11 protein-coding genes are annotated in these 9,645 nt (G+C 73.7%); 3 read left to right on the forward strand and 8 right to left on the reverse strand.

The features are described 5' to 3' along the window. Positions 1-222: 222 nt before the first annotated feature. The 3 genes from ABWI07_RS43445 to ABWI07_RS43455 form a co-directional block, all read right to left on the reverse strand. Entirely contained in the window at positions 223-2,385 is a 2,163-nt protein-coding gene (locus ABWI07_RS43445; protein WP_353822138.1) for a beta-glucosidase family protein, read from the reverse strand. Next, on the reverse strand, positions 2,382-2,930 hold the full coding sequence (locus ABWI07_RS43450; RefSeq protein ID WP_149257387.1) for a carboxymuconolactone decarboxylase family protein: 549 nt from the start codon (positions 2,928-2,930) through the stop codon (positions 2,382-2,384). The genes ABWI07_RS43445 and ABWI07_RS43450 overlap by 4 nt, the downstream gene beginning before the upstream one ends. A 134-nt stretch (positions 2,931-3,064) precedes the next feature. Beyond that, positions 3,065-4,117: a polyprenyl synthetase family protein gene (locus ABWI07_RS43455; protein ID WP_149257386.1), complete on the reverse strand. Its 1,053-nt coding sequence runs from the start codon at positions 4,115-4,117 to the stop codon at positions 3,065-3,067. 189 nt (positions 4,118-4,306) lie between these two features. On the opposite strand from ABWI07_RS43455, the gene metF reads away from it, so the two are divergent. Next, positions 4,307-5,242 (forward strand): methylenetetrahydrofolate reductase [NAD(P)H], encoded by a 936-nt coding sequence (gene metF / locus ABWI07_RS43460; protein ID WP_149257385.1) that lies wholly within the window; start codon positions 4,307-4,309, stop codon positions 5,240-5,242. On the opposite strand, the gene ABWI07_RS43465 is transcribed toward metF, so the two are convergent. The 5 genes from ABWI07_RS43465 to ABWI07_RS43485 form a co-directional block, all read right to left on the reverse strand. Continuing rightward, a complete protein-coding gene (locus ABWI07_RS43465; RefSeq protein ID WP_149257384.1) occupies positions 5,179-5,781 on the reverse strand; it encodes a GNAT family N-acetyltransferase in 603 nt (200 codons plus the stop codon). The two genes, metF and ABWI07_RS43465, sit on opposite strands and share 64 nt — an antisense overlap. A 10-nt stretch (positions 5,782-5,791) precedes the next feature. After that, positions 5,792-6,124, reverse strand: coding sequence for a hypothetical protein (locus tag ABWI07_RS43470; protein WP_149257383.1), 333 nt, complete (start codon positions 6,122-6,124; stop codon positions 5,792-5,794). A 27-nt stretch (positions 6,125-6,151) separates the two neighbouring features. Next, entirely contained in the window at positions 6,152-6,994 is an 843-nt protein-coding gene (locus tag ABWI07_RS43475) for a hypothetical protein (RefSeq protein ID WP_149257382.1), read from the reverse strand. Between the two features lie 56 nt (positions 6,995-7,050). Further along, complete coding sequence (locus ABWI07_RS43480) at positions 7,051-7,401, reverse strand: arsenate reductase family protein (RefSeq protein ID WP_353822139.1); 351 nt, start codon at positions 7,399-7,401, stop codon at positions 7,051-7,053. Between the two features lie 73 nt (positions 7,402-7,474). Beyond that, entirely contained in the window at positions 7,475-7,939 is a 465-nt protein-coding gene (locus tag ABWI07_RS43485) for a YbaK/EbsC family protein (RefSeq protein ID WP_149257380.1), read from the reverse strand. Between the two features lie 23 nt (positions 7,940-7,962). Between ABWI07_RS43485 and ABWI07_RS43490 the strand changes: the two genes are divergently transcribed. Together ABWI07_RS43490 and ABWI07_RS43495 are read left to right on the forward strand one after the other, a co-directional pair. Continuing rightward, entirely contained in the window at positions 7,963-8,751 is a 789-nt protein-coding gene (locus ABWI07_RS43490; protein ID WP_353822140.1) for a L,D-transpeptidase family protein, read from the forward strand. A 249-nt stretch (positions 8,752-9,000) separates the two neighbouring features. Further along, positions 9,001-9,504 carry an SAV_6107 family HEPN domain-containing protein gene (locus ABWI07_RS43495; RefSeq protein WP_149257378.1) on the forward strand — a complete coding sequence of 168 codons (504 nt, stop codon included), beginning with the start codon at positions 9,001-9,003 and terminating at the stop codon, positions 9,502-9,504. Positions 9,505-9,645 lie beyond the last annotated feature (141 nt).

Raw genomic sequence — 9,645 nt, forward strand, 5'->3', positions numbered from 1 at the left:
CCACCTCCTGCGGCAGCTCGGGCAGTCGGTGGCCCTGGCGATGGAGGCGCTGCGCTCCTACACCGAGGAGCACCTGATCTCGCTGACCCTGATGGGGGTCCGTCCTCCCGCGGGAGGTGTCGTGCGGCACTGGGGGACTCCGACTCGGCGGGGGCGGACGAAGATCTCCCCATTTGTACCCTGTAACCGGGGAGCGGGACAGCGGAACGGCGATCTTCGCCGTCAGCGGCACGTCCCGAGCGTCCCGGTCCGCGCGATGCGCCGGGACGAGTCGCCCACCATGATCTTGTAGCAGCCGGGGGCGACCTTCCACGCCTTCGCCGCCTGGTTCCAGTAGGCGAGCGAGCGCGGCGACAGCGGGAACGTCACCTTCGCGCTCTGCCCGGGCCCGAGGGCGACCTTGGCGTACCCCTTGAGCTGCTTGGGCGGCTGCGGGACCTCCACTCCCGGCGACGGCATGCCGATGTAGAGCTGCGGCACGGCCACGCCGGCGCGCCGGCCGGTGTTGGTGACCGTCACCCGCACGGCCTTGGACGTCACGGACAGCCCGCCGTAGGCGAACGTCGTGTAGGACAAGCCGTGCCCGAACGGGAACCGCGGCGCGATGCCCTTCGCGTCGTAGTGCCGGTAGCCGACCATGACGCCCTCGGAGAACGTGGCGCTCTTGCCGAGACCGGGGTACTGCGCCGGGTTCCCGGACGCGGGCGCGTCGTTCTCGCTGACGGGGAACGTCACGGGGAGCCGCCCGCCGGGGTCCACGTCCCCGTAGAGGACGCGCGCCAGGGCGTCCCCCGCCTCCTGGCCCGGGTACCAGGCCTCGACGATGCCCCTCACCTGCCCGGCCCAGGGCGTCAGCACGGGCCCGCCCGTGTTCAGCACGACGATCGTGTTGGGATTGGCCTTGGCGACCTCGGAGATCAGCCCGTCCTGGTCGCCTCTGAGCGGGTCGCCGCACTGCAGCGTCAGGCACGACTTGTCGAAGAACTCGCCCTGGCTGTCGGTCGCGAACACGATGGCGAGGTCCGCGCCGCGGGCCGCCTCGGCGGCGCCTCCGCGGTCGTCGCCGTCGTGGTAGGTGACCTTGGTTCCGGCCCCCGCGCGGCGGGCGATCCCGTCCTGCGCGCTCACGGTCCCGAACGGGACGACCTTGGCCGAGCCGAAGCCGCTCGGGCTCTGCCGGGCGGCCCGGCCGATCAGCGCGATCGACCTCGGGGCCGCGAGCGGCAGGACGCCGTCGTTCTTCAGCAGCGTGATCCCGCCCTCCGCGATGGCCCGCGCCGCGTTCCGGCTGCCCGTCCGGTCGATGCGGGTGAGGTCGTTGGGGTACGCCTGCCGGTCGAACACGCCGAACCGGAACATCGTCCGCAGGATGTTGCGCACGTGCGCGTCGATCGTCGCCTGCGCGACCTTCCTCTGCGCGACGGCCGACTTCAGCAGGAGCGCGTTGTACCTCCTGCCCATCGGCAGTTCCATGTCGAGGCCGCCGTTCGCGGCGCCGGCGGCGTCCTGCGCGGCGGTGTGGTCGGACGGCACGAACCCCGTGAACCCCCACTCCGACCGCAGGATCCCGTTGAGGACGGCGCCGTCCTGGCAGGCCCACCGGCCGTTCAGCCGGCCGAACCCGCACATCACCGTCGCGGCGCCCGCGTCCTTCACCGCGGCCTCGAACGGCGGCAGGTAGATCTCGCGGAGCGTGCGCGGGTCGACGTTCATGCCGAGCGACAGCCGGTCGGTCTCCTGCGTGTAGACGGCCATGTGCTTGACCGAGGTCATCACGCCCTGCGCCTGCGCGCCCTGGATCCACGGCACGCCGAGGGTCGCCGACAGGTAGGGGTCCTCGCCGAAGCCCTCGAACGTCCGGCCGTTGCGGGGCGTGCGCAGGACGTCCACCGTCGGGCCGAAGACCAGGTCGTTGCCCCGGTGCCGCGCCTCCCACCCGACCGTCCCGCCGTACAGCCGCGCGGCCTTCGGGTCGAAGGCCGCGGCGAGCGCGATCGGCGCGGGCAGCGCCGTCGCCTTGCCCTGCCGGACGCCGGCCGGCCCGTCGGCCATGAGGACCGGCGGGACGCCGAGCCGGGGGATCCCGCCGGCGGTGTCGGCGTGGGCGTCCTCGGAGAACCCGCCGAGCGGCCCGCCGAACGGGTCGTCCGCCGCCAGCAGCGCGATCTTCTCGTCGGCGGTCAGCCGCGGCAGCAGCAGCGCCGCCCGCCGGTCGGGCGCCAGCGCGGCGCCGCACCACGGCCGCGAGGCCGGGTCGCCGCAGCGCCCGGCCGCCGCCCGCGCCTCGCCGGGCGCGGAGGCCGCGGTCAGCACCGCCGTCAGCGCCAGCGCGGAGGCGACCGCGAGCGCCCCCGGCAGCCCGCGCCCGGGTTTCGTCCCCCTCATCCGCCCGCCCCGTCCTCGTGCTGGACCCGCAGGGCGTTCAGCGCGAAGGCGACCATGTGGTAATGGCCGATCAGCATCACCAGCTCGATCAGCTCGCGCTCCCCGAAGCGCGTCGACAGCTCGGTCCACGTCGCGTCGCCGATCGTGCCGTGCTCGTGCAGCTCGTCCGCGGCGGCCAGCACCATGCGGTCGCCGCCGCTCCAGCCGTGCTCGTCCGGATCCTTCCGGAGCGCGGCGATCTCGTCCTCGGTGAGCCCCGCGTCCAGCGCGACCCGCCGGTGGTGGTCCCACTCGTACTCGCAGGAGCGGTGGTGCGCCGTCCGCAGGATCGCCAGCTCGCGGTCGCGGGCGCCCAGCGTCCCGTTCATCAGCAGCATCGAGCCGAGCCCGATCCACGACCGGAACAGCTCCGGGTGCCGGGCGAGCGTGGTGATGACGTTCAGCGGGCCGATCGTCTCGGTCACGGCCTTGACCACGTCGTCCCACTCCTGCTCGGGGAGCGGGTCGACGCGCGGGACGCGTTCTCCTGGGGTGGCGGCGCACATGGCGACCTTTCTGCCACCAATTGGTGGGAAAGTTCTAGTGCGCCGCGAAAACTTGGCCGGATCGTGTCACGGGGGGGCCGCCGAACCTCACCGGGACGACCGCGCCGCACCGGGACCGCCGTGCCGGAAGCGGCTCAGGTGCTGCGCGTGGTGGCCGCCACCGCGAGGTCCGCCAGCGCCTCCCGGGCGTCCTCGGTGATGGGGGCCGCCGCCAGGGCCTGCTCCGCCTCGGTGAGGTAGCTCTTGATCATGGCCTCGCACGCGGCCAGGCCCCCGGTCTCCTCGATGATCGCGCGCAGCTCGTCCACGCCGGGGCGGTCCAGCGCGGGGTCGCCGAGCCGGCGCTCCAGGGCCGCGGCCTGGGCCGCGCTCGCCCGCTCCAGGGTGAGCGCGACCAGGACGGTGCGCTTGCCCTCGCGCAGGTCGTCGCCGGCGGGCTTGCCGGTCTCGGCCGGGTCGCCGAACACGCCGAGCACGTCGTCGCGGAGCTGGAAGGCGATGCCGAGCGGCAGGCCGTAGCCGGTGAGCGAGGCCGCCACGTCCGGGCGTGCGCCGGCCAGCGCCGCGCCGAGGTGCAGCGGCCGCTCGATCGTGTACTTGGCGCTCTTGTACTCCACCACGCGCAGCGCCGTGGCGACGTTCGCCTGGCGGCGCGCCCCCTCCAGCATGTCGAGGTACTGGCCGCACATGACCTCGGTGCGCATGAGGTCGTACACCGCCCGGCCGCGCAGCCGGCTGGCACCGTCCAGCCCGGAGGTCTCGAACATCTCGCTCGACCAGGCCAGGCACAGGTCGCCCAGCAGGATGGCGGCGCCGCCGCCGAACGACTCGGCGTCGCCGGGCCACCCCTGCGCGCGGTGCAGCGCCTCGAACCGCCGGTGGGCGGACGGCTGGCCGCGCCGGGTGTCGCTGGAGTCCATCACGTCGTCGTGGACCAGCGCGCTCGCCTGTAGCAGCTCCAGGGACGCGGCGGCGGCCACGATGCCGGGCCCGTCCTCGCCGCCCGCCGCGCGCCACCCCCAGTAGCAGAAGGCGGGCCGCAGCCGCTTCCCGCCGCCGAGAAGGGCGTCCAGGGCGGCCAGCAGCGGCTCGAGGTCGTCGCTGATGGCGCGCAGGGCGGGGCGCCGGCGGTCGACGAAGGCCAGCAGCGCCTCGTCGACCTCCTTGCGGATCTGGCTGGTCGACATGCCGAGATCGTATCCAGCTGGGTGCTTTCCACCCTCCATCAAGAACGTGAGATGTCACTAGATCTTCGGGAATACGGACATAACGCCCGTCCGGTGTGGCGAGCATCACGCGGATCGGCTGTCGGGCGCCGCCGCCCGCTCCCTCCGCACGCAGAGTGCTTCCGCAGGGCGCTTCTGTAGGCTTGGGGGATGCGACGCGTACGCCCTGACAGGCCCCCCACCGTCCGAGAACTGCTCGCCTCGGGCGAGCGCTCGTTCTCGTTCGAGTTCTTCCCGCCCAAGACCGACAAGGGCGCGCGGAACCTGTGGCGTACGATCCGCGAGCTGGAGTCGCTGCACCCGACGTTCGTGTCGGTGACCTACGGCGCGGGCGGCGGCACCCGCGACACGACCGTCGACATCGTCGAGCGCATCGCCACCGACACCACCCTCACCCCGGTCGCGCACTTCACCGCCGTGAACCACTCCCAGGCCGAGCTGCGCAACCTGGTCGGCCGGTTCGCTGCCGCCGGCGTCCGCAACGTCCTCGCGCTGCGCGGCGACCCCCCCGGCGACCCGATGGGGGAGTGGGTCAAGCACCCCGACGGCGTCGAGTACGCCGCCGAGCTGGTCCAGATGATCCGCTCCTACGGCGACTTCTGCGTCGGCGTGGCCGCGTTCCCCTACAAGCACCCGCGCTCGCCCGACATCGAGAGCGACACCCGCTACTTCGTGGACAAGTGCCGGGCCGGCGCCGACTACGCGATCACCCAGATGTTCTTCCGCGCCGAGGACTACTTCCGGCTGCGCGACCGCGTCGCCGCCGCCGGCTGCGACGTGCCGATCCTGCCCGGCATCATGCCGGTCACCCAGCTCAGCACGATCGAGCGGTCCGAGCAGCTGTCGGGCGCGCCCTTCCCGCCCGAGGTGCGGGCCCGGTTCGAGGCCGTCGCGGACGACCCGGAGGCCGTCCGCCGGCTCGGCATCGAGCACGCCGCCGAACTGTGCGGGGAGCTCCTCGACCAGGACGCGCCGGGGATCCACTTCATCACGTTCAACAAGTCCACGGCGACGCGCGAGGTCTACTCGCTGCTGGACGGCGCCGGGTACGGCGCCAGCGGCAGGGTCCCGCCCATGACCGCGTAGCGGGGCCCGCCGCCCGGGAACTCGAAGTCGGTCAGCAGGTCGACCATGCCGACCGAGCGGTAGAGGTGGCGGGCCGGTGTCTCCGGCCGCCTGTCGAGCGTCGACAGCACGACCGTGCGCTCCGTCCGCCCGCCGCACAGCGCGTTGAGCAGCGCCCGGCCGAGGCCCTTGCCCTGCGCCTGCGGATGGACGTGCAGCTCGGCGACCTCGAAGGCGTCCTCCAGCCACGTGTCGGCGTGCTCGGGCCCCTCCCGGTCGGCCAGCGCCTGGTAGACGACGTCGTGCCACCACTGGCCGCGCGCCCCGTGGAACCCGTAGGCGAACCCCTGGACGGGCGCCGGCATGACGGGCAGCGCGCCCCGCCGCTCGACCACGAATGCGCGGAACCCCGGATACGAGGCGTGCCGTTCCATGATGGTGTGCCGGCCCGGGAGCTGCTCGTTCGGCGGCTCCATCGCGGCCGCGTACACGTCCAGCATGGGGCTCAGCCTGCGTAGGAAGGCGCGTTCGTCGATCTCGCGCAGCTTCGGGTCCCTCACCCGACAGAGACTAGACCCGCGTGACGGTCCGCTGGGTGGCGGAGAGCCGATCGTAGAGGTCCCAGAGGATCCGGTCGGCGGCCTTGCGCAGCGTCCCGCGGTTCGCGTCGAGCTGCCCGCCCCACTCCCGCGCCTCCGGGCCGAGCCACGCGTCCGTCCCACCGAGCGTCCGCGCGGGCGCGTCCAGCGCCTGCCGGAGCCGGTCGATGCTGCCGTAGGCGTCCGCGTACGCCTGGTAGAGCTGCTGGTACTCCGGATTGGGCTGCTCGGCGGGCGACAGCCGGGCCGCCGCGGCGCCGCTGATCGGCGGGGGCAGGCTGCCGGGGGGCGGTGGAGCGGCCATGGCGACCTCTCAGGCGGTGTCGGTCTTTCAGGCGGTGGCGGCGGACGGGTGCAGGTCGAGCCTGGCGACGGCCTCGCGCGTGCGGGCGCTCATGTCGGCGCCCAGGAGCACCTGGACGGCGACGGGACGGATCCCGGCGCGGTCGGCCTCGGCCAGGAAGGCGCGCAGCCACTTCACGTCCATCGGCAGGTGGTGGCTGGCCATGCCGAGGGACTGCTGGACGGCCGTCAGCCTCGCGCGGTCCCCCTGGGCGGCCTTCAGCAGCTCGGCGGCGGCCGCCGGGCCGAGCCGCTCGTACAGCTTCTCGGTGTAGTCGGGGTCGCCGGCGTCGGCCTTCAGGTGCCTCCACACCGAGTCCGGGACGGGCCGGCCCTCCTGGACGGCCGTCGTCACGGCCACCGCGTCGGCCCTGGCGGCGCGGGCGGCGGCGGGCCGGTCGGGGAAGTTCCCGATGTCACCGGCGCCGTGCGGGGTCGGCTGCGGCACCGCCTTGGCGGGCGGGGTCCGGTGCGGCGGCGCCTTCACGGGACGCGGCGTCCCGACCGGGCCGCCTCCGGTCTTCCGCGGCGAGGGGGCCGGGGCGGGCGCCGGCGGTACGTCGACGCCCCCGCCGGGAGAGGGATGGGTGACCGCGAAGTTGTACCGCCGCGTCAGCATCCCGAGCTGCTCGACGGCCCACCGCGCCACCTCGTCGGCCTGCCGGTACCCGGCCGCGGACACCCCGGGCGGCGGGCGGTGGCCGTTCAGCCAGCCCTGGATCGCGTTCTGCGCGTCCTGGAGCTGCCTGATCACCTGGTTGAGCGCGGGCGGGTCGATCCCCCGGAACTCCGGGTCGCGCGCCGCCGGACCCGTCCGCATCTGCGCCGCCATCACCCCTCCGGAGGCCGTCCTTCGCCGTATCCCGACTCCCCAGAATCACACCGGTGTCACTGGCTGTCGAGGGCCTTGCGCACCGATTCGGCATCGCGCGCCACGACGGCGCTCTCGCCCGTCAGGACGATCGGACGCTGGATCAGCACCGGGTTCGCCACCATGACCTCGATCCAGCGGGCCCGGTCGCGCTCCATGTCCTTCAGCCCGAGCTCCTTGGCGACCGGCTCGTTCAACCGCGCCACGTCCCAGGGCTCGGCGCCGATCCGGGTGAGGACCTCGTCCAGCTCCTGCGCCGTGGGCGGCCGGTCGAGGTAGCGGCGTTCGGTGTACTCCACGCCCGCCTCGTCCAGCGCGGACTTGGCGGCGCGGCTCTTCGAGCAGCGCGGGTTGTGCCACAGTTCCATCACTCCGCCTCTCCGTATCTTCACCTGCGCGTCACATCGCCTGCGTCACTCCGGCGGTGTCACTTCAGCCGGGTCACTCCACCTCCGCGGGAGTCCCGCCGGTGATCCTCAGCAGTTCGCCGTACGAGGTGGGGAAGACGGTGTGCGGGTGCCCGCCCGCCGCCCACACCTCGTCGTACCGGTCCAGCCAGACGTCCACCAGCGTGCGGATCGGCGCCGGGTGGCCGACCGGCGCGACGCCCCCGATGGGCTGGCCCGTCGACTCCCGGACGAACTCCGGCGTCGCCCGCCGCACCTTCGCCGCGCCGACGAGCGCCGCGACCTTCACCGTGTCGACGCGGTGCGCGCCGCTGGTCAGCACCAGCAGCGGCGACCCGTCGGCGTCGAACACCAGGCTGTTGGCGATCGCGCCGACCTCGCAGCCCAGCTGCTCCGCGGCGGCCCGCGCCGTCGGCGCGGAGTCGGGAAGCTCGACGACGGCCCCGGCCGCGCCCAGGTCGAGCAGAGCCTTCGCGACGATTTCGGCATTCGGATGCATGGGTAGAACTTTAAGGTCAGCGCATGCGAGGGAGACCGATCGACGTGCGGAAAAGCGCGGTTCTGCTCATAGCGGCCGTCGTCCTGACGGGCTGCAACGACATCGACGCGGCGGCTCCCGCCCCGTCGAAGGGGTCGCCGGAGGGGACGCCGTCCAAAGCGCCGGCGACGCCCCGCCCCAGCCCCACGCACCGGAAGCTGAAACCGGGCGCCAAGGGGGCGGACGTGAAGGCGCTCCAGCGCCGCCTCAAGGAACTGCACTACGACCCGGGCAAGGCGGACGGGAAGTACGGGCCGTCCACGGAGACGGCCGTGTGGGCGTTCCAGGCGGTGAACCGGCTCAAGCAGAAGAGCACGCTCACCGCGTCGTTCTGGAAGGCCCTGGACGCTCCCAAGGAGCCCCGTCCGATGGCCAAGAAGCGCGAGAAGAACCGCGTCGACGTGGATCTGAAGCGCCAGTACCTCGTCCTCTACAAGAACGGCGCGCCGCGGCTCATCACGCACGTCTCGTCGGGCTCGGGGGAGTACTACTGCGCCAAGGACCGCGGCGCGACCGTGGCGCGCTGCCGCTACGCCACGACCAGCACGGGCGACTTCCGGACGGGGCGCCGCGCCTCCGGGTGGGAGACCTCGCCCCTGGGGCAGCTCTACAACCCCATCTACTTCAACGGCGGCATCGCCTTCCACGGTGCGCTGGACGTGCCCAAGTACCCCGCGTCGCACGGCTGCGTCCGCATGCCGATGCACATCGCCGAGTACTTCCCCGACCTGGTCGGTACGGGCGTCCCCGTGCACGTCAGGAGGCCTGGCTAGCCGCCTGCGGGGCCTGCCGACGGACCCGCCGAGCCGGGGGACGCGACGTGCATTCGAACACGTTGACGAATCGCCGTCAGGACGGTTTACTGTGAAGCGCGTCGAACTTATGTTCGATGTGGTGCGGGACTCGCGGCCCGCACCAGGGCGACGTCCCCGCCGATCGCGGTGTTTCGGCGGGACGGACGGCCGGGCGGAGTGAGGGGAAGCTCTCCGCCCGGCCGGCCCGAGCCCCGGAAGGAGGCAGACATGTCCGGAACGATGACCGCACGCGGAATCCACTCCGCAGCCCAGTCCGTCCCGTCCCCGAGTCCTCGCCCACGCCACCGCCCGATGCCCGCGCCGCGCCCGGCGCACACGGCCGTCGGGCAGTTGCACGCCGCCCGCATGGGCCTCGCCGAGGCGGCCGAGGCCACCTCGCCCGCCGTCCGCTACGTGTGCGCCCACCTGGCGGCGCTGCGCGCGGCGGCCGCCGTCCTGGCGTCCAAGGAGCCCCTGGAGACCCACCGCCGCGGCCGTCCGCGCAGCGTCTGGGTCCTGCTGCCCGAGGCCGAGCCCGCGCTGCGCGAGTGGGCCGCCTTCTTCGCCGCCGGCGCCGACAAGCGCGCCGCCGCCGAGGCGGGCCTGCCGCGTGCCGTCACCCCGCGCGAGGCCGAGGAGCTCCTGCACGACGCGGAGGTCTTCGTCACCCTCGTCGAGGACACCCTCGGCGTCGACGGGCAGCCCACCCTGCCCGTCCCCGAAGCCGGCTGAGCCACCTCGGAGGCCGTCCCACTCCCTCCCCTCGGGACGGCCCCCCGCCGGAGGCCGGGGACGCCGCCGCGCCATGGGGAGCGGCGTCCCCCGCCACCCCCCGCCCCCACGGGTCATCGGTCCCAACGCGCCCGCGGGCCC

It is taken from the genome of Actinomadura sp. NPDC000600, from assembly GCF_040492135.1.
Lineage (GTDB): Bacteria > Actinomycetota > Actinomycetes > Streptosporangiales > Streptosporangiaceae > Spirillospora.